Source organism: Ewingella americana ATCC 33852, assembly GCF_000735345.1.
Classification (GTDB): Bacteria; Pseudomonadota; Gammaproteobacteria; order Enterobacterales; family Enterobacteriaceae; genus Ewingella; species Ewingella americana.
This window is the reverse complement of the sequence record NZ_JMPJ01000021.1, coordinates 14,386-32,501: the sequence shown is the minus strand read 5'-3', so window position 1 is coordinate 32,501 and position 18,116 is coordinate 14,386. Positions and strand designations below refer to the sequence as shown.

Below are 18,116 nucleotides of genomic sequence, written 5' to 3'. Positions count from 1 at the left end.
TTTAAAACGGTGTGGGCCGACGCCCACGGTTTTGAATTTGAAGTTAAAGATTTAAAAAGCGGGTCAGGGCAGCAGCCCCACTACTCGAGATTAAACGTCGAAACGTTTACCCCCAGCAGGATGCTCTTTAAACCAATGCTCTGCAATCTCCCCCCTCTTACACACCCACACATGGTCATGTCCCTGAACGTAATCAAGAAATCTCTGCAAAGCCTTAAACCGCCCCGGACGCCCTAATATCCGGCAATGCATGCCTATCGACATCATTTTCGGGCTGGTTTCACCTTCTTCATACAGCACGTCGAAGGTGTCTTTCAGGTAGGTGAAGAACTGCTCGCCGGTGTTGAAACCTTGGGGAGAGGCGAAGCGCATGTCGTTGGTTTCTAAGGTGTAAGGGATGACCAGATGCTGCTTCACCTCGCCGCTGTCCAGCTTGACCGGGGTCCAGAATGGCAGGTCGTCGCCGTAGTAGTCGCTGTCGTATTGGAAACCGCCGTACTCGGCCACCAGCTGGCGGGTGTTTGGGCTGTCGCGGCCGGTGTACCAGCCCAGCGGCGCGCTGCCGAACAGGTCTTTCAGCACGCTGACCGCCTTGTGCATATGCTCGGCTTCTTGCGCCTTACTCATGTCCTGATAGTGGATCCAGCGCCAGCCGTGGCTTACCACGTCGTAGTCGGCCTGCTTGATGGCGGCGACAATTTCAGGGTTACGCGCCAATGCCATTGCCACGCCGAAAACCGTTAACGGCAGGCCGCGTTTTTGGAATTCATTATGAATGCGCCAAAAACCGGCGCGAGAACCATATTCATACAGGGAATCCATCGACATATGGCGGTCGGGGAAGCTGGCTGCGCCGATGATATCTGACAGAAACTGCTCAGAACCCGCGTCGCCGTGCAGCACGTTATTCTCAGCACCCTCTTCATAATTGAGCACAAACTGCACGGCGATCCGCGCGTTGCCCGGCCAATTGGCGTGAGGCGGGCGACCGGCAAAGCCAATCAAGTCGCGCGGGTAATTCTCGGTGAAGCGATAATCGATATCAGACATTGCCACCTCCCAAATTCAATCCGGCGAAACGCCCGGAAAGAGGCTTCTCAATCGGGTAATCCAAATCGCCGTGCTTGCTGGTGCTCAGGCGCAGCGCCGCCAGTGACTCGACCATTTTGACCGCAGCGCTTACGCCGTCGATCACCGGGATCCCCAACTCTAGTGTCAGCTCTTGGGCCAGATCCGCCATGCCGCCGCAGCCAAGCACGATCGCCCCGCTGCCGTCCGATTTTTTCGCCGCAATGCACTGCTCACGCACTTTCTGCTGCGCCAAGCCGCTGCCGTCATCCAACGCTAATACCGGCAAATCGATGGCGTGAAGCGCAGCGCAGTGGCGCTCAAAACCATATTGATGCAACAAATGGCGGGCGATGGTTAAGGTGCGCGGCAAAGTGGTAACGATGGAAAACCGGGTCGCCAGCAGGGTCGCCATGTGCATGGCGGCCTCCGCGATGCCAATCACCGGAGCCTGTGCCAGCTCACGAGCGGCCAACAAGCCGGGGTCGCCGAAGCAGGCGATGATATGCCCGTCAACGCCCGCCGCACGGCCCGCTTTCACCTGCTGCAACACGCCAATGGCGGCAATTGCTTCGTCAAAATGGCCCTCAATCGATGGCGCGCCCTCTTCCGGGCAAACCGCCCAAATCTCCGTACCCGGTGCCGCGACCTGTCGCGCGGTGGCGGCCATCACTTCGGTCATACCCAGACTGGTATTCGGGTTGATTAGTTGTATACAAAGCTTACCTGTAGCAGTGGACATCACAGCGCCTCCTTGTCGGCTTTTACCGCGTCGGCGGCGAACAGTTGCATAAAGTCAGGCGCGCAATCCTGATGAGACTCAAACCGCAGACTGGCAACAATATGGTCGAAGTGGTGCGCCATGCTGTCAGCCAAACCTTTGGCGTCGCGGTTTTTCAGCAGATCCAGCAGAACGTCGTGATCGGTACAGCGGCAGCCCTGCTGCCACGGTGCGCCCCACACGGCGATGGCCAGCGAGGAGCGGAGGGTCAGTTGCGATACGGCTTCGGTCAGCACTTTATTGCCAGAAATCGCCTGTAGCTGGACGTGAAACGCCGCGGAAAGGCGGATCGCCGCCGGGCCATTGCGCGACTCGTGGGCCAGCTTCTCCTCTTCCAACAATTTCTTCAGCGCGGCGATGTGGGTGGACTGACAGTGTGCCACCACTTGGGGCAAGTTGGCACACTCAAGAATTTTTCGCGTGGTGAAAACATCGCGTGACTCATCGGCGTCCGGCGAGGTGACGTGTGCACCACGCTTGGGCAACAGCGTCACTAATTGCACTGCGGCAAGGCGCTGCAACACGCGGCGAATGCCAGTACGGCTGACGGAAAAAGCCTGAGCCAAGGCTTCTTCTGGCAATTTATTGCCCGGTAGCAGTTGGTGTTCGACTATCGATTTCACCAACGCATTATAAATGTGGTCGTCCTTATCCTCGGTAAAATAGGCCGTATTCAGCCCGCTCCAACTGGTCATTGCACCCACTCCGCTGTTCGATGATGCGCCATTTTATGTGCTAATCGTATACAGAAAAAATAAATATTGTATACAAAAAATCAAATATGGCCTGTTTCCTGCAAATGCTTTCGTGACGACTTTAATTTTGGGTCCGCCACCTTGCGGTGCCCACTTCGACACGGTGTTTATGACAGGAGCACGATTTATGCCAAATCACGAAATCTCTTCCGCCAGCGCGTCGCCGGAATTGAGCGCGGGGATTATCAAGCCGCACTACAGCCCACGGCTGTGCAATGACGACTTAGCACCGACTCGCGATCAGAACTGGAGCTGGTACAACATCTTCTCTTTCTGGATGTCGGACGTACACAGCATGGGCGGCTACGTGGTGGCAGCCAGCTTCTTCACGCTGGGGCTTTCCAGCTGGCAGGTGCTGCTGTGCCTGCTGTGCGGGATTTGCATCGTGCAGATTTTTGCCAATCTGGTGGCCAAGCCTAGCCAGCAGGCGGGCGTGCCTTATGCGGTGATTTGCCGTCAGGCGTTTGGGGTGTTTGGCGCGAATATTCCGGCGGTTATCCGTGGGCTGATCGCCTTCGCGTGGTACGGCATTCAAACTTATTTGGCGGCCAGCGCCCTGATGCTGGTGCTGCTGAAGTTCTTCCCGTCGCTCAATCCGCTGACCGTGCCGCACTGGCTGGGGCTGTCGGCGATGGGCTGGATCTGCTTCGGCGTGATGTGGTTCTTGCAGGCAATGGTGTTCTGGCACGGGATGAGCGCCATCAAGCGCTTTATTGATATCGCTGGGCCTGCCGTCTACGTGGTGATGCTGATGCTGGCGGGCTGGATTGTCTACAAGACGGGCTTCAGCAATATCTCTTTCACCTTGGCCAGCAAAACGCTGACCGTCGGCCAACAGAGCTGGGAAATGCTGACCGCCACCGCGCTGGTTGTCTCCTACTTCTCTGGCCCGCTGCTGAACTTTGGTGACTTCTCACGTTACGCCAAAAATATGGGTGAGATCCGTCGCGGCAACCGCTGGGGCCTGCCGTTCAACTTCCTGCTGTTCTCGATTGTGACCGTGGTGATTGTCTCCGGCACCCAATCGCTGTTTGGCCAGATGATCACTGACCCTATCGAAACCGTCAGCCGCGTAGGTAACAGCGTGGCGGTGGCACTCGGCCTGCTGACCATGATCATCGCCACCATCGGCATTAATATCGTGGCGAACTTCGTCTCTCCGGCCTTCGACTTCTCCAACTGCGCGCCGCAAAAGATCAGCTTCCGCACCGGCGGGATGATTGCCGCCGTAGGCTCAGTGCTGTTAACGCCGTGGAACCTGTTCCAGTCGCCGGAGCTTATCCACTATACGCTGGACGTGCTGGGTGCCTTTATTGGGCCACTGTTCGGCATCTTGCTGGCAGACTACTACCTGATCAAACGCGGCTCTCTGGACGTGGACGCCCTGTTCAACGCCACGCCGTCAGGCCGCTACTGGTATCGCAACGGCTTCAACCCGAAAGCTATCATGGCGTTAATCCCAGCCGTGGCGATTGGCCTGTTCATCAGCTTCACGCCGAGCCTGCATCAAGTAGCCAACTTTAGCTGGTTTATCGGCGCGTTCCTGTCCGGCGTCGCCTACCGCGTTATTGCTCGCCACGAGCGCGCTGCCAGCCCGTCAATTGACTTCTCGAAAGTAGAAATGGGCAAAGAGTAACGCCTTTATCTCACCACCGCCGGAGGCCTTTCCGGCGGTGTTTTTCATTCCCCTCCCCGCGCCTCTACCCCTTTTTTGCCTTCTTTTGTTAATGAATCCCAGCCCTAATTCACATACCATTCACATGGTAATACAGGCTAACTATTAGCGTGATAAACATAATTATATAACGCATCAGCGGCAGGCGCGTTTTTGGATTGCCTGCCCCGACATGGAGTTTTTTCAATGGAAATCAATGTTAACGGCAAAATGCTGCCGTTGAGCAATGTCAGTGCCGACACCCCTCTGCTTTATATCCTACGCAACGATCTGGGCCTGAATGGGCCGAAATATGGCTGCGGCCTTGGCGAGTGCGGTGCTTGCACCGTGCTTATCGATGGCGTCGCCGCGCGCTCGTGCTCCATCCCGCTTTCTGGCGTGCAGGGCAAAGCCATTACCACGCTGGAAGGGCTGGGTGAGGAAGGCAAATTGCACCCGGTGCAGCAAGGTTTTATCGACGAGCAGGCCGCGCAGTGCGGCTATTGCGCCAACGGCATGATCATGACGCTGGTCGCCCTGTTTGAGCGCAATCCGCAGGCCAGCGAAGATCAAATCAAAAACGAACTGGCCTACAACCTCTGCCGCTGCGGCACTCATCTTGAAATTCTGCGCGCCGCCGAAAAGGCCCGTCAGCTGATTGCTGAGCGAGGTCAGGCATGAATACTCTGGAAATAACCCGTCGTCGCCTGCTGCAATCGGGCGGCGTGGTGATGGTCAGCAGCCTTTTCGTCTCGCCGCTCTCGGCCCTCGCCAGCGCCCCGACCACCAGCAAAGTGACTGATATCCCACTGGACCGCGTGAACAGCTTTATCGCGATGTCTGCCGACGGTAAGGTCACCGCGTTTAACGGTCACGTCGATTTGGGCACCGGCGTGCGTACTTCTTTAGCGCAAATAGTCGCGGATGAAATTGGCGTGCGCTTTGAAGATGTCACCATGATCCTCGGCGACACCAATCGCACTCCGAATCAGGGGCCGACCATCGCCAGCAGCACGCTGCAAGTCTCCGCCGTGCCGCTGCGTCAGGCGGCGGCGCAGGTGCGCGAGATGCTTACCGCCCTCGCCGCCAAGGCCATCAAGCTGCCCGCCGAACAGCTTCGCGCCGAGCAGGGCTTTGTGTTTGTCGAAGCCCACCCGGCCAAGCGTCTGAGCTACGCACAGCTGGCAGAAGGCCAAGATATCAACCTGCCACTCGACACCTCGGTTCAGCTTAAAAGCGTCAAAGAGAGCCAGTACGTTGGCAAGCCGGTAGCGCGGGTGGACATCCCCGCCAAAGTCACCGGCCAGCTGACCTATGTTCACGACATGCGCCTGCCGGGCATGCTGCACGGCCGCGTGGTCAGGCCGCCCTATGCCGGTGCGGACAGCAGTGCGCCGCTGGGCGACAGCCTGATTTCAGTGGATAAAGCCTCTATCGCCCACCTGCCGGGCATCGTCGAAGTGGTGGTCATTAAAGATTTCATCGGCATTGTCGCCGAGCGCGAGGAGCAGGCTATTGCCGCCATGCGCCAGCTAAAAGTTGAATGGAAGAAATGGGCCGGGCTGCCGGACCTGTCGCTGGACAAGCTCCACGACACGCTGGCGGCGACGCCAAAAACTGACCGAATGCTGCGCAACGACGCCGGTACGGATGAAGCGCTGGCTGGGCTGCATATTCACGCCGACGCCGATTATGTCTGGCCTTATCACCTGCACGCCTCCATTGGGCCATCCTGCGCGGTGGCGGACGTCACGGCGGAGAAAGCCGAAGTCTGGTCCGGCACGCAAAACCCTCATGACCTGCGCAAAGACCTCGCCAAGCTGCTGGATCGCGTGCCGGAGCAGGTGCATATCAACCGCATGGAAGCCTCCGGCTGCTATGGTCGCAACTGCGCCGACGACGTCTCGGCCGACGCCCTGTTGCTGTCGCAAGCCGTGGATAAACCCGTGCGCGTGCAGCTGATGCGCGAGCAAGAATCAGGCTGGGAGCCGAAAGGCACCGGCCAGTTGATTCGCGTGCGCGGGGGTCTGGATAAGCAACTGCAGGTCGCGGCTTACGAGCTCAAAACCAGCTATCCGTCGAATAATGCCGTGACGCTGCCTCTGGTGCTGACCGGCAAAGTGCCGAACAACGCCGATGTGCAGCAGATGGGCGACCGTACCGCCATTCCGCAATATGAATATCCGCACATGCGAGTGCTGTCGCAGGACGCCGCGCCGATTGTGCGCGCCTCGTGGATGCGCGGCGTATCGGCCCTGCCGAACGTCTTCGCCCATGAGTCGTGGATTGATGAAATGGCTTATCTGGCGGGTCAGGACCCGATCGCCTACCGCCTGCAGTACCTGAAAGATGACCGCGCCATCAAGCTGATCGCCGCGCTGAAAAAGCAGTGCAATTGGCAAGACGGCCCGGCCCACCACAAACCTGCCCCGGCTAATCAGGAGGTGGTGACCGGGCGCGGTTTCGCCTACGCCCGCTACTTCCACAGTAAATTCCCCGGCTTCGGCGCGGCATGGGCGGCGTGGGTCTGCGACCTGAGCGTGAATCGCAAAACCGGGCAGATCAAAATCGACAAGATTTTCGTCGCCCACGACTGCGGACGGATGATCAACCCGGCCGGGGTCAAGCATCAGGTTCACGGCAACATTATTCAGTCCACCAGCCGCGTGCTGAAGGAGTTCGCCACCTTTGACGGCGCGGGCACCACCTCGCTCGAATGGGGCGGCTACCCGATCCTGCGCTTTGATGAGTTACCGCAGGTGGATATTCAACTGCTGGATTATCCTGATGAGCCGCCAATGGGCGCGGGGGAATCGGCGTCAGTGCCAAGCGCGGCGGCGGTCGGCAATGCACTTTTCGACGCGCTGGGCGTGCGGATGCGCGAAGTCCCCTTTACGCCAGAGCGCGTGCTAAAAACACTGGAATCGGCAGCACAGGTTAAGGAAGACAAAGCATGAGTAAGATAAAGAAAGTCGCCGGATGGGGCGCCGTGGCAGTGCTGGCAATAGTAATTGGCGGCGCGACCATTAGCTGGCAGCCAGAAATCGCGCCGTTGAAACAGCCGGGCACTCAGACCTTCAGCCCGGAGAAAATCGAGCAAGGCCGCAAGCTGGCTGACCTCGGCGACTGCGCCGTGTGCCACACCCGCTCCGGCGGCGAGCGCAATACCGGCGGGCTGGCGATGGAGATCCCCTTCGGCACGATTTACTCCACCAACATCACGCCGGACGTTGAAACCGGCATCGGTAAGTGGTCCTTTGCCGCCTTTAAGCGGGCGATGCGCCACGGCGTAGACCGCGAGGGTAATTACCTCTATCCGGCCTTCCCTTATACCGCGTTTACCCGCACCAGCGATGCTGACCTCGAGGCGCTGTATGCCTATCTGATGTCGCAGCCGCCGGTGAAGTATTCGCCGCCAGAAACCGCGCTGAGCTTCCCGTTCAACATTCGTCAGGGCATCGTGACCTGGAACTGGCTGTTCCTCAAGCCGGGCGAGCTGAAGACCGACAGCAGCAAGAGCGCCGAGTGGCAGCGCGGGGAATATCTGACCGAAGGGCTGGGGCACTGTAGCGCCTGCCACTCGCCGCGAAACCTGATGTTTGGCGAAAAAGGCGGCAAGGAGCATCTGACCGGAGGCGTGGCCGAAGGATGGACCGCGCCGTCACTGGTGGCGAACTCCGACGCGCCGCTGAAGTGGACTCATGAGGATTTCGTCACCTTTATGCGCTCCGGCTATTCGGCCAACCACGGGGTCGCCGCCGGGCCGATGGGGCCAGTGGTCACCGAGGGCTTGTCGCAACTGCCCGCGGAAGACGTGAAGGCTATCGCTACTTATCTGATGTCATTCCAGAGTGACAGCGCGCCGCAGGGCAGCGCCGCCGAGCTGAATCAGCGCGCAGAAAGCAAGGTGGAACCTCTGACCTCGGAAGGCGCGCGGCTGTTCTCTGGCTCCTGCATGGCCTGTCACGCACAGGAGAAAGGCCCGCAGATGGCCGGTGTGCGCCCTTCTCTGGCACTCAACACCAATCTGTTTACCGACTCGCCGGACAATGCGATTCGCATCGTGCTCGACGGTATTCAGCATCCGGCCAAGGCCGAGCTGGGCTTTATGCCCGCGTTTCGCCATAACCTGAGCGATGCGCAGATTGCCACTTTGTTGAATTATTTACGCCAAGAGTATGCCGGAAAGGCCGCGTGGCCTGACTTGCAGCACAAAGTCAGCGAAGTGCGGGCAGAAACCGCAGTGAAATAAGCAGTCAATAGGAAGAAGACAAACCGGCGTGAGGGAGGACTTGCGCCGGTTTTTTTATGCTTTACAGGAAGTTTGTTTTGCAGAAAGCAGAAACAACGAAGCCCTGAGTTATTGCTAACTCAGGGCTTCTGAATGTTGGCGGAACGGACGGGGCTCGAACCCGCGACCCCCTGCGTGACAGGCAGGTATTCTAACCAACTGAACTACCGCTCCGCGCCGTTCGGTTAAGAACGGAGCGGATATTAAGGAATGCCCGCCATGGCGTCAATGCTTTTCCTGACAATTTCGCTCAACTGAGCAGTTTTTCTGCAAGACGAGCATTTTAAAGGCAATTTCTTACTCTTCCGCCGCCGGTTGTGGCCGCCACAGACAGCTTCCCCCCTTCTTCACCACCAGATCTAAACGCTCTTCGTGCCAAGCCATTTCCTGCTCGCTGGCGCGGATCACTTTCAAACCCGAGGCCGGTCTGGCGATGCGCTGGATCCCCTGCCCGTCCGCGCCGGTTTTCTGGTCGCCTTCGTGGGTGAATTTCATGATGGTCTGACCGCCGGTCATCATCAGATAGACTTCGGCGAGGATCTCGGAGTCAAGCAACGCGCCGTGCAGGGTACGTTTGCTGTTGTCTATCAGGTAACGATCGCTGAGGGCATCAAGGCTGTTGCGCTTGCCGGGGAACAGCTTGCGCGCCATTTGCAGGGTATCGGTGATTTTGCAGAAGGTTTCAGTCTTCTCAATACCACGACCCAGCATGCCGAACTCGTAATCCATAAAGCCGATGTCGAACGTCGCGTTATGGATAACCAGCTCGCCGCCGCGAATGTACTCGAGGAAGTCGTCGGCGATGTCGGCAAAGGTTGGTTTATCGGCGAGGAATTCGTCACTGATCCCATGAACGCCAAAGGCTTCGGGATCGACCAAACGATCGGGCTTCAAATAGACGTGGAAATTGCGCCCGGTCAGGCGACGGTTAATCACCTCAACCGCACCGATTTCAATGATTCGATGCCCCTCGTAGTGAACACCGAGTTTGTTCATACCGGTGGTTTCGGTATCGAGAACGATCTGTCTGGTAGGAGAAGAAATCATATTGCAGTGCTCGCAGCGCTCGTTTATGTCAGACTTGGCTTTTACTTTCTGCGGAAGAGTCTACCAGAGATGACCAAACAGGTAGAAATTTTCACCGACGGCTCTTGCCTTGGCAATCCCGGCCCCGGTGGTTTCGGCGCAATCTTGCGCTACAAGCAACACGAAAAAGAGTTTAGCGCGGGCTTTAGGCTGACCACCAATAATCGCATGGAGCTGATGGCGGCCATTGTGGCCCTTGAGGCGCTGACTTCTCCTTGCGAAGTGACTTTAAGCACCGACAGCCAATATGTGCGTCAGGGCATCACCAGTTGGATCCACAACTGGAAGAAGCGCGGCTGGAAAACCGCCGACAAAAAGCCGGTGAAAAATGTCGATTTATGGCAACGGCTGGACGCGGCGATTCAGGGCCATAAGCTGAACTGGATGTGGGTCAAAGGCCATGCGGGCCACCCGGAGAATGAACGTTGTGACGTGCTGGCGCGCGACGCGGCGGGCAATCCGACGCTGGATGACGTCGGCTACAAACAAGAGAGCTAATCTTCGCTCTGGTGATCCTTGCGATAACTTTTGCTGCTGGCCCCCACGGCCTGCGGAATAGCCTGACGCCTTGCTGGCACCTTCTTGGCGCTCGGCGTCAGCGGCAGCGTCCTTTTACGCGCCACCATCACTGTCATACAGCCTAGCGCGGGCAGATGCGTACTCAGCGTCTTCCCGCCCTTGGCGCACCACGGCAGCACCTGAAAACGGCTCTTCATCATCACTTCATAATTAAGTAAGCCCAGCCAGTCGAGCAAGCGCGTTTGGGTAAACATCTGGCTGACATAAGGCTGGCGTTTACGCACCAAAGGCACCAGCTTGGCGATGCCGACTAAACTCAACGGGTTGAAGCTGCTTAACACCAGCCAGCCGTCGTCAATCAGCACGCGATCAACCTCGCGCAATGTCCGGTGAGGGTCTTCGGCATAGGCTAAAGTATGGGCTAGCAGGCAGGCGTCCACCGACTTGTGTGCGAAAGGCAATTGGTACTGTGAACCTTGGACATGCAGGTTTTCTCCCCGCTCAGCGACATTAACCTGATGAGAGATGGGGCAGCCGGAGGTGTCGAGCTCGGCGCTCAAATTGCCAATCTTTAACAGGTGGAAACCATATAACTTGCCCCACCATGCTTGAAGTTGTCGCTCAAGCGCGGCACGGTAATACTCACCGCAGGGGAAGGCATCCCATGAAGCTGGCGCAGTGATTTTTTTTCGTGTGCGGGCTGGTAGCATATTTTATTTTCGTCTTACAAGCGTTTGCCAACGAGAGGTATCTATGAATCTTATCAGTATTCCCGCCTTGCAGGACAATTACATTTGGTTATTGGATGACCAGAACGGTCACTGTTTGATTGTTGATCCGGGTGAAGCCGCTCCGGTGCTGGAAGTACTAAAAGCGCGCAATTTAACCCCCACGGACATCCTGCTGACCCACCATCATCATGACCATGTGGGTGGCGTAAATGAGATTTTATCGCATTTCCCTGCTGTAAAAGTGTACGGTCCAGAGGAAACGGCGGGCAAAGGTGCTCAGAAAATTCTTAAAAACGGCGATGAGGTCGAAATTGGTGGGGCGAAATGGCACATCTTTGCTACGCCCGGCCACACTTTAGGTCACATTTCATACTATAGCGCCCCTTACCTATTCTGCGGAGACACGATGTTTTCCGCCGGATGCGGCCGATTGTTCGAAGGGACGCCCGAGCAAATGTATCAATCCTTTCAACAGTTAGCTCAGCTTCCTGACGATACTTTGGTCTGCGCCGCGCACGAATATACTCTCTCAAATCTTAAGTTTGCCCGGTCAATTCTGCCAGACGATTCTGATATTGATTCTCATGAACAGAATGTGCAGGAAATGCGTAAAAAGGGGCAACCTTCCCTGCCTACAACCCTAGGTTTGGAACGTAAAATTAACCTGTTTTTACGATGCGATGATATTGATTTACAAAACAAATTAAACCTTAACGATCCCTTAAAACCTTCTTGGCAAGTTTTCGCCTATCTAAGGGGTCTCAAAGATAGCTTCTGAAGCAAAAGGTTGTGTTTTTGAGCTAAGCAAAGTATTATCGCTCGTCTTTTAAGCAACTATTGACACACACATGAAGGCAAAAGCGATAATCTTCGCCTCGGTGTTGCTAGTGGGTTGCCAAGCGTCCAGGCAGGACGTGAAGGTGCCAGAACAGCATGCACAGAGTTTGTCTTCGGCAAGTCAAAGTGAAGCAGGAGAGTACACAGATGGGGGGCGGTTAACCTCTTCGCGATGGTTGGACAATGATGACTCTATCGCGCAAAAGAATCTGTGGAACTTCATTGGCGACGAGCTGAAGATGAAGGTTCCGGAAAATGCCCGGATCCGTGAGCAAAAAGTAAAATACTTAAAAAATAAGAGCTATCTCCACGATGTAACATTACGGGCAGAGCCGTACATGTACTGGATCACCGAGCAGATTAAGAAACGCAATATGCCGATGGAACTGGTACTGCTACCCATAGTGGAGAGCGCTTTTGACCCTAAAGCAACCTCGGCGGCTAACGCTGCGGGGCTGTGGCAGATCGTGCCACAAACAGGGCGCAACTATGGTTTGAAACAAAACCAGTGGTATGACGGTCGTCGCGATGTCGTGGCTTCCACAACTGCTGCGCTTGATATGATGCAAAACCTGAACAAGATGTTTGGCGGCGACTGGTTACTGACCATCGCGGCGTACAACAGCGGTGAAGGCCGAGTCATGCAAGCGGTGAAAGCGAATAAAGCTAAAGGTCGTCCGACAGATTTCTGGTCACTGGCGCTTCCTCGTGAAACGTCGATTTATGTGCCGAAAATGTTGGCCTTGAGCGATATTTTAAAGCATAGCAAAAAATACGGAATTAGCTTACCGACGCCGAGCCAAGACCGCGCATTAGCGCGTGTTGAAGTGGGGCAACAGATGCAGTTAACTCAGGCGGCTGAGATGGCGGGCATGTCACTGACTAAGCTTAAGTCGTACAATACTGGCTACAAACAAAATGTTACCGCGCCTAACGGCCCGCACTACATTGTGTTACCGACGGCTCATGCAGCGCAGTTGAAGGATTCTCTGGCCGATGGCGACATCGCAGCCGTGCAGAATACGAGACTTGCGAGCAACGCTCCGTCTGGCGCAAAAGCTTACAAGGTTCGCTCCGGCGATAGCTTGTCTGGGATTGCAGCAAGACTGAACGTTAAGACCCGTGATTTACAGCGTTGGAACAATTTGCGCTCGGCGAGCGCGATAAAAGTTGGGCAAACCCTGCAAGTGGCGGATAACAGCGTCAGTTCGGCAAGTAGCAGTAACGGCGGCAGTATTACGTATCAGGTTCGCAAAGGCGATTCGTTGTCGAGCATTGCTAAGCGTCACGGCGTGAACATCAAAGATGTGATGCGCTGGAATGCTGGCACTGACAACCTTCAGCCCGGCAATAAGCTGACTCTGTTTGTCAGCAATAAGTTAACGCCAGACACCTGATGCTACGCCCAGCGTCATACCCACAAAAAAGCACCCCTCGGGGTGCTTTTTTTTATGCTCAAATTTCGAGTCGGCTTACAGAGCTTTGTTCGCCGCGCTGTGATCGGCCAGAAACTCCACCAGCAGCGGGTTGTGGTCCGACGCCTGCGTTTCCATCACCGTCGCATTGGTGACGCTCAAATCGCGATAGAAGATGAAATCCAGCGGGCGGCCAAAGGCGCGGCGGCGGAAGTCTGAAGGGAACCTCACCTCTTGCAGGCGAATGTTATTGGCGAAGCCGAACAAGGCATTAATGCGCTGACGGCTCCAGGCGTTGAAGTCCCCCGCCATCACCACCGGCCCTTTATGATGCGCAATCTGCTCGCCAATGGTCTCCAACTGCTTGCTGTAAACATCAACCCCGATGCTGAAATTCACCGCGTGGATGTTCACCACCATCAGCAGTCTGCCATCCAACAGCGGGTAGACCGTCACCAAGGCGGATTTAGCCAAGCGTAGCAGGGGCTCACGCTCGCGCAGAGGGCAACAGTAGACCGGATGGGCAGCCGAGAGCGTCATCACGCCAGAGGGGTGCTGAGGCAGCATATAGGCCGGAACCTGATCGGCGGCCAAATAGTGAGAGGTAGCAAATCGAATCAGCTCAGGGGTGGTTTGCGCTTCTTGCAGCAACACCAGCTGGGCATCTTTGCCAAAACCTTGCAACACCGAGAGCCAGTCGGCCCGTTGTTGCTTGAAAATGTTCCACACCATAACGCGTAGAGTATTGGAATTGGGCAGCGCGGCTCCGGGAGGCAATCCAGTACTGAGATGTGCCATGGCACCTGGAAAGATCTGCTCGACCGGTTGACCTGCAACATACCTCATTGCATATGTTCTTTTCGGCACGCTTATCGCCTATTCACTCAATCAAAAATCATGCTGCTCGAAGGCAGCGGACGTTTCACTATACGCCCGTCAGTGCTCAGGCCAAATCTGTTTACAATCGTATACACCCTGCCCGCCTGACCGTCGGCGTTCTGTTATCAAGGTAGCATAGGATTATTGGTATGCCTTGTTAATGAGTTCTTGTTAATGAGTTAATGAGCGAAAAGCAAAACGGCCCACCCGAGGGTGAGCCGCGCGTTACACTGCCGAATAGCCTTAAGCCATTGCCAGCTGGGTTTTCTTATCCAAATGGCCACTCAGGCGAATCAGCGCCAGTGCGCCAAGCACGATAACCGCGCCAATCCACGGCGTTTGCGCCAGCCCGATGCTCGACACTACCTGCCCGCCGACCACCGAACCAATAGCAATCCCGACGTTGAAGGCGGCGATGTTCAGGCCAGAAGCCACGTCGACCGCGTTCGGCGTCACTTCTTCTGCTTTCTGCACCACGTACACCTGCAAACCAGGCACGTTGCCGAAAGCGAAGATGCCCATCACCATCAGGGTGATCAGTGCCGGGATAGCAAAGTTGGCGGTGAACTGGAACACAAACAGGATGATAGCCAGCGCCGCGAAGATGATGCTCAGGGCTTTCACCGCGCCGTGTTTATCCGCCAACTTACCGCCCCAGATGTTACCGATAGCCACTGACACGCCGTAGGCCAGCAGGATCCAGCTCACCATGCTGGCGGAGAAACCAGCCTGCTGCTGCATCATCGGCGCGAGGAAGGTGAAGGTGGTGAACACGCCGCCGTAGCCCAGCGCGGTGACCGCGTAAATCAGCAACAGGCGTGGGTTCATCAACACTTTCAGCTGATCGGCAATCTTAGCCGAAGGGCCATTTTTGATGTTGTTCGGCACCAGAATCGCGCTGGCAATGATAGCAATCACCCCAATCAGCGTGACGGCGAGGAAGGTTTCGCGCCAGCCGAAATGCTGCCCGATAAAGGTCCCCAATGGCACGCCGGTCACCAGCGCCACGGTCAGCCCGCCAAACATCAGCGCGATAGCCGACGCCGCTTTCTCTTTCGACACCAGACTGGTGGCGATAGTCGAGCCAATCGAGAAGAACACGCCGTGCGCCAGCCCGGTCAGCAGGCGCGCAACCACCAGCGTGCTGTAGTTCGGCGACTGCCACGCCAGCAGGTTGCCGATGGTGAAGAACACCATCAGGCCAATCAGCAGCGCTTTACGCGGCACACGGCCTGTCAGCGCGGTCAGAACAGGTGCGCCAACGGCCACACCCACGGCATAAATAGACACCAGCAGACCAGCTGATGGTACTGAAACACCCAGTTGATCGGCGATGGTTGGGATCAGGCCAACAATCACGAACTCGGTGGTTCCTATGGCGAATGCGCTGATGGTCAGCGCTAACAATGCAAGAGGCATAACCTTACTCCACAATGAATATCGATTTGATGGCGGCTATTATCTGCTTGTGCTTAAATGACAGAAATAACCAAAGTATCAAATGATTTCTGCTGGAGTGACATCAATGAAAGCCAGTTCGGAAGAGTTAATGACCTTTGTCACCGTGGTTGAAATGGGCAGTTTTAGCCGCGCCGCTGAACAGCTCGAGCAAGACAACTCGGTGGTCAGCCGCACCCTGAAACGCCTCGAGCAAAAGCTGGGCATCACCCTGCTCAACCGCACCACGCGCCAGATAAGCCTGACCCACGAAGGCGAGCGCTATTTTGTCCGCGTGCAGAAGATTTTGCAGGAGATGGCCGCCGCCGAGGACGACCTGCTCGAGCATCGCGATGACCCACAGGGGCTGCTGCGCGTCGACGCCGCCACGCCGGTTATCCTCCACGTGATTTCGCCTCTGGTGGCTGAATTCACCGAACGCTTCCCCAAGATGTCGCTGGCGCTGTTCTCCTCCGAGAGCAATATCAATCTGATTGACCAAAAGGTGGATGTCGCCATTCGCGTGGGTGAGTTGGAAGACTCAAGCCTGCGCGCCCGCAAGCTGATGATGAGCTATCGCAGCGTGCTGGCCTCGCCAGCTTATCTGGAGAAATGGGGCGTGCCGAAAACCGCCGATGACTTGAAGAAGCATCGCTGTCTGGGCTTTAACGAAGTGTTGGCGCTGAATAAGTGGCCATTGCTGTGCGCCGACGGCCAGCAGTTGACCATCACGCCGTTTATTAGCTCGGGCAGTGGTGAGACGCTGCGCCAGCTCTGTCTGATGGGCAACGGCATTGCCTGTCTGTCAGACTTTATGACCCAGCCGGATGTGAAACGCGGAGATTTAGTGGAACTGCTGGTCCCCGACACCATGCGGATCTCGATGCCGCTGCACGCGGTCTATTACAGCGACCAGACGGTCAGCACTCGCATTCGCTGCTTTATCGATTTTCTCAGCGAGAAGCTCAACCCCGCCTCCCCCGCCTAAAACGGAAAAACCCATGCCGAAGCATGGGTTTCCCAGACACTAAAACCGTATTGAGGGATTAATCCCACTCAGGCGCCAGACCTTCTGGGCTAACCAGACGGCCATTGCGTTCCAGCTTGGCGATGTCAGCCATATCGGCATCAGTCAGCTTCAGCTGTTGCGCCAGCAGGTTGCTCGCCAAGTTTTCACGCTTGGTAGAAGAAGGAATGACCGCGTAACCCAGTTGCAGCGCCCATGCCAGCACCACTTGCGCCGGAGTCGCGTCATGACGCGCCGCTACAGCGATAATGGTTTCGTCTTTCAGCGCGTCGCCATAAGCCAGCGTCATGTAAGAGGTGATGGCGATGCCGTTTTTACGGGCAAAATCGACCACGGTCTGGTTCTGCAAGAACGGCGACAGTTCGATTTGGTTGGTCGCGATAGCTTCTGCGCCCACGGCGTCAATGGCTTCTTGCATCAGCGCCACGGTGAAGTTGGAAATACCAATTTCACGGGTCAGGCCCAGTTTTTTCGCTTCAACCAGCGCGTGCATGGTTTCCGCCACGCTCACCGCGTTGCCCGGAGACGGCCAGTGGATCAGCGTCAGGTCAACATAGTCAGTTTTCAGCTTGGTCAGGCTCTCTTTCAGGCTGGAGATCACTTGCTCCGCGCCCAGATTCTCAACCCAAATCTTGGTGGTGATGTACAGGTCTTTACGCGCCACGCCGCTGTCGGAAATCGCTTCACCCACGGCGGCTTCGTTGCCGTAGATCTGCGCAGTATCAATCGCGCGGTAGCCCAGTTCCAAGGCGGTAGAAACGGACGCTTTCACCACTTCGTCTTTCAGACGGAATGTGCCAAGACCAAATGCAGGGATGCTCATATTTTTCTCTCTATCTTTTTGAATTTAAGGTAAGTCCGGCGAGCCGGTAAATCGTATGAGGGAGAGTATGAACTTCCATTTCATGGATAAAAACGACAGCTTGGTCAGAACACTTTTGATTTTAAAGCATCAATCGGCGCGGGAGAAAGGCAGCCATGCGGGGGAAGAAGGGGCAAGCTGGCCCGATTGGTCGGCAGTAAAAGCGTCAACCTGCTTAACGGTTGTCGGCAAGGCCAGCGCTATGGCAGCTTCCGCCGTCATCCAACTCACCAATTGCCCAACGACCACAGGCGCGGAAAACTGATGCCGCAATGGGTCGATTGTCACCGACGCCATCTGCCATACGCTGCCGCCCTGCTGCTTGAGACAGGCTTCGCGTAAGGTCCAAAGCTGCCAGAAGGCTTCCGCCAGCTGTTCGCCCTGCTCTAGCAGCCACTGATTTTCCAAGTTGCTGAAAACCTCGCGCGCCAGCTCTGGCATTGAGGCGCGCGGGCGTAGCCTCTCAATATCACATCCCACTTCGCCAGATGGGCACACCGCCACCAGCAGCTGCTGATGGCTATGGCTCAGGGAGAAGTGTGGCAGCGTGGGGTCGTAAAAGGCCGGTTTACCAGTGGCGCTGGGCTGGATGTCCGGCAGTTGAGCGCAGCCAAAGTGGTCGCGCATCAGCCTTGCCAGCAGCGCGCGCCCGCCCAGAAACGACTCACGACGCCTTTCACCCATCGCGGCGGCCTGTTGCCATACGGACTGCGGCAGCAAATCCGGCGCAAACCGGCTGCTAACAGAACCCGTGGCAATCAGGCAGCGGCTCAT

The 18,116-nt window shown here is 56.4% G+C and carries 17 protein-coding genes and 1 tRNA gene; 8 read left to right on the top strand and 10 right to left on the bottom strand.

The features are described from left to right. Window positions 1-90: 90 nt before the first annotated feature. From puuE to GEAM_RS02505, 3 genes are read right to left on the bottom strand one after another with little or no spacing between them, the layout of a single operon-like run. Window positions 91-1,050, bottom strand: coding sequence for an allantoinase PuuE (gene puuE, locus GEAM_RS02515; RefSeq protein WP_034787849.1), 960 nt, complete (start codon window positions 1,048-1,050; stop codon window positions 91-93). Next, window positions 1,043-1,810 (bottom strand): allantoin racemase, encoded by a 768-nt coding sequence (hpxA, locus tag GEAM_RS02510; RefSeq protein WP_034787846.1) that lies wholly within the window; start codon window positions 1,808-1,810, stop codon window positions 1,043-1,045. Before hpxA ends, puuE begins: the two co-directional genes overlap by 8 nt. After that, window positions 1,810-2,544, bottom strand: a complete 735-nt coding sequence (locus GEAM_RS02505) for a GntR family transcriptional regulator (protein ID WP_034787844.1) — start codon at window positions 2,542-2,544, stop codon at window positions 1,810-1,812. The genes hpxA and GEAM_RS02505 overlap by 1 nt, the downstream gene beginning before the upstream one ends. Before the next feature lie 187 nt (window positions 2,545-2,731). Between GEAM_RS02505 and GEAM_RS02500 the strand changes: the two genes are divergently transcribed. The 4 genes from GEAM_RS02500 to GEAM_RS02485 all read left to right on the top strand — a co-directional run bounded on the left by GEAM_RS02500 (window position 2,732) and on the right by GEAM_RS02485 (window position 8,510). Continuing rightward, on the top strand, window positions 2,732-4,240 hold the full coding sequence (locus tag GEAM_RS02500; protein WP_034787841.1) for an NCS1 family nucleobase:cation symporter-1: 1,509 nt from the start codon (window positions 2,732-2,734) through the stop codon (window positions 4,238-4,240). Between the two features lie 225 nt (window positions 4,241-4,465). Next, on the top strand, window positions 4,466-4,939 hold the full coding sequence (locus GEAM_RS02495) for a (2Fe-2S)-binding protein (RefSeq protein WP_034787838.1): 474 nt from the start codon (window positions 4,466-4,468) through the stop codon (window positions 4,937-4,939). Beyond that, the gene (locus GEAM_RS02490; protein WP_034787835.1) at window positions 4,936-7,215 is read left to right on the top strand and encodes a xanthine dehydrogenase family protein molybdopterin-binding subunit; all 2,280 of its coding nucleotides are present in this window, start codon (window positions 4,936-4,938) and stop codon (window positions 7,213-7,215) included. Before GEAM_RS02495 ends, GEAM_RS02490 begins: the two co-directional genes overlap by 4 nt. Further along, window positions 7,212-8,510 carry a c-type cytochrome gene (locus tag GEAM_RS02485; RefSeq protein ID WP_034787832.1) on the top strand — a complete coding sequence of 433 codons (1,299 nt, stop codon included), beginning with the start codon at window positions 7,212-7,214 and terminating at the stop codon, window positions 8,508-8,510. The genes GEAM_RS02490 and GEAM_RS02485 overlap by 4 nt, the downstream gene beginning before the upstream one ends. 136 nt (window positions 8,511-8,646) lie before the next feature. On the opposite strand, the gene GEAM_RS02480 is transcribed toward GEAM_RS02485, so the two are convergent. Beyond that, window positions 8,647-8,723: transfer RNA gene (locus tag GEAM_RS02480), tRNA-Asp, on the bottom strand. Between the two features lie 123 nt (window positions 8,724-8,846). Next, window positions 8,847-9,596: a DNA polymerase III subunit epsilon gene (dnaQ, locus tag GEAM_RS02475; protein WP_034787829.1), complete on the bottom strand. Its 750-nt coding sequence runs from the start codon at window positions 9,594-9,596 to the stop codon at window positions 8,847-8,849. A gap of 69 nt (window positions 9,597-9,665) precedes the next feature. Between dnaQ and rnhA the strand changes: the two genes are divergently transcribed. Beyond that, window positions 9,666-10,133 (top strand): ribonuclease HI, encoded by a 468-nt coding sequence (gene rnhA, locus GEAM_RS02470; protein ID WP_034787826.1) that lies wholly within the window; start codon window positions 9,666-9,668, stop codon window positions 10,131-10,133. On the opposite strand, the gene GEAM_RS02465 is transcribed toward rnhA, so the two are convergent. Then, window positions 10,130-10,864, bottom strand: coding sequence for a class I SAM-dependent methyltransferase (locus GEAM_RS02465; RefSeq protein ID WP_034787823.1), 735 nt, complete (start codon window positions 10,862-10,864; stop codon window positions 10,130-10,132). The two genes, rnhA and GEAM_RS02465, sit on opposite strands and share 4 nt — an antisense overlap. Before the next feature lie 43 nt (window positions 10,865-10,907). On the opposite strand from GEAM_RS02465, the gene gloB reads away from it, so the two are divergent. Further along, window positions 10,908-11,663, top strand: coding sequence for a hydroxyacylglutathione hydrolase (gene gloB / locus GEAM_RS02460; RefSeq protein WP_034787820.1), 756 nt, complete (start codon window positions 10,908-10,910; stop codon window positions 11,661-11,663). A 70-nt stretch (window positions 11,664-11,733) separates the two neighbouring features. Continuing rightward, window positions 11,734-13,119, top strand: coding sequence for a murein transglycosylase D (gene mltD / locus GEAM_RS02455; RefSeq protein ID WP_034787817.1), 1,386 nt, complete (start codon window positions 11,734-11,736; stop codon window positions 13,117-13,119). Window positions 13,120-13,194: 75 nt separating this feature from the next. On the opposite strand, the gene GEAM_RS02450 is transcribed toward mltD, so the two are convergent. Next, window positions 13,195-14,004 carry an endonuclease/exonuclease/phosphatase family protein gene (locus GEAM_RS02450; RefSeq protein ID WP_072009853.1) on the bottom strand — a complete coding sequence of 270 codons (810 nt, stop codon included), beginning with the start codon at window positions 14,002-14,004 and terminating at the stop codon, window positions 13,195-13,197. Between the two features lie 255 nt (window positions 14,005-14,259). Next, window positions 14,260-15,435, bottom strand: a complete 1,176-nt coding sequence (locus GEAM_RS02445) for an MFS transporter (RefSeq protein WP_034787813.1) — start codon at window positions 15,433-15,435, stop codon at window positions 14,260-14,262. 106 nt (window positions 15,436-15,541) lie between these two features. Here GEAM_RS02445 and yafC point away from each other — a divergent pair, with 106 nt between their 5' ends. Beyond that, window positions 15,542-16,441: a DNA-binding transcriptional regulator YafC gene (gene yafC / locus GEAM_RS02440; RefSeq protein ID WP_034787811.1), complete on the top strand. Its 900-nt coding sequence runs from the start codon at window positions 15,542-15,544 to the stop codon at window positions 16,439-16,441. 58 nt (window positions 16,442-16,499) lie between these two features. Here the strand turns inward: yafC and dkgB are convergent, their stop codons facing one another. Together dkgB and GEAM_RS02430 are read right to left on the bottom strand one after the other, a co-directional pair. Then, the gene (gene dkgB / locus GEAM_RS02435) at window positions 16,500-17,303 is read right to left on the bottom strand and encodes a 2,5-didehydrogluconate reductase DkgB (RefSeq protein WP_034787809.1); all 804 of its coding nucleotides are present in this window, start codon (window positions 17,301-17,303) and stop codon (window positions 16,500-16,502) included. A gap of 129 nt (window positions 17,304-17,432) precedes the next feature. Beyond that, complete coding sequence (locus tag GEAM_RS02430) at window positions 17,433-18,116, bottom strand: 4'-phosphopantetheinyl transferase family protein (protein ID WP_034787807.1); 684 nt, start codon at window positions 18,114-18,116, stop codon at window positions 17,433-17,435.

Excerpts from the sequence above, each read along its gene's own strand:
- puuE (WP_034787849.1), bottom strand. The coding sequence starts at position 1,050 with ATGTCTGATATCGATTATCGCTTCACCGAGAATTACCCGCGCGACTTG.
- hpxA (WP_034787846.1), bottom strand. The coding sequence starts at position 1,810 with ATGTCCACTGCTACAGGTAAGCTTTGTATACAACTAATCAACCCGAAT.
- GEAM_RS02505 (WP_034787844.1), bottom strand. The coding sequence starts at position 2,544 with ATGACCAGTTGGAGCGGGCTGAATACGGCCTATTTTACCGAGGATAAG.
- GEAM_RS02500 (WP_034787841.1), top strand. The coding sequence starts at position 2,732 with ATGCCAAATCACGAAATCTCTTCCGCCAGCGCGTCGCCGGAATTGAGC.
- GEAM_RS02495 (WP_034787838.1), top strand. The coding sequence starts at position 4,466 with ATGGAAATCAATGTTAACGGCAAAATGCTGCCGTTGAGCAATGTCAGT.
- GEAM_RS02490 (WP_034787835.1), top strand. The coding sequence starts at position 4,936 with ATGAATACTCTGGAAATAACCCGTCGTCGCCTGCTGCAATCGGGCGGC.
- GEAM_RS02485 (WP_034787832.1), top strand. The coding sequence starts at position 7,212 with ATGAGTAAGATAAAGAAAGTCGCCGGATGGGGCGCCGTGGCAGTGCTG.
- dnaQ (WP_034787829.1), bottom strand. The coding sequence starts at position 9,596 with ATGATTTCTTCTCCTACCAGACAGATCGTTCTCGATACCGAAACCACC.
- rnhA (WP_034787826.1), top strand. The coding sequence starts at position 9,666 with ATGACCAAACAGGTAGAAATTTTCACCGACGGCTCTTGCCTTGGCAAT.
- GEAM_RS02465 (WP_034787823.1), bottom strand. The coding sequence starts at position 10,864 with ATGCTACCAGCCCGCACACGAAAAAAAATCACTGCGCCAGCTTCATGG.
- gloB (WP_034787820.1), top strand. The coding sequence starts at position 10,908 with ATGAATCTTATCAGTATTCCCGCCTTGCAGGACAATTACATTTGGTTA.
- mltD (WP_034787817.1), top strand. The coding sequence starts at position 11,734 with ATGAAGGCAAAAGCGATAATCTTCGCCTCGGTGTTGCTAGTGGGTTGC.
- GEAM_RS02445 (WP_034787813.1), bottom strand. The coding sequence starts at position 15,435 with ATGCCTCTTGCATTGTTAGCGCTGACCATCAGCGCATTCGCCATAGGA.
- yafC (WP_034787811.1), top strand. The coding sequence starts at position 15,542 with ATGAAAGCCAGTTCGGAAGAGTTAATGACCTTTGTCACCGTGGTTGAA.
- dkgB (WP_034787809.1), bottom strand. The coding sequence starts at position 17,303 with ATGAGCATCCCTGCATTTGGTCTTGGCACATTCCGTCTGAAAGACGAA.
- GEAM_RS02430 (WP_034787807.1), bottom strand. The coding sequence starts at position 18,116 with ATGAGCCGCTGCCTGATTGCCACGGGTTCTGTTAGCAGCCGGTTTGCG.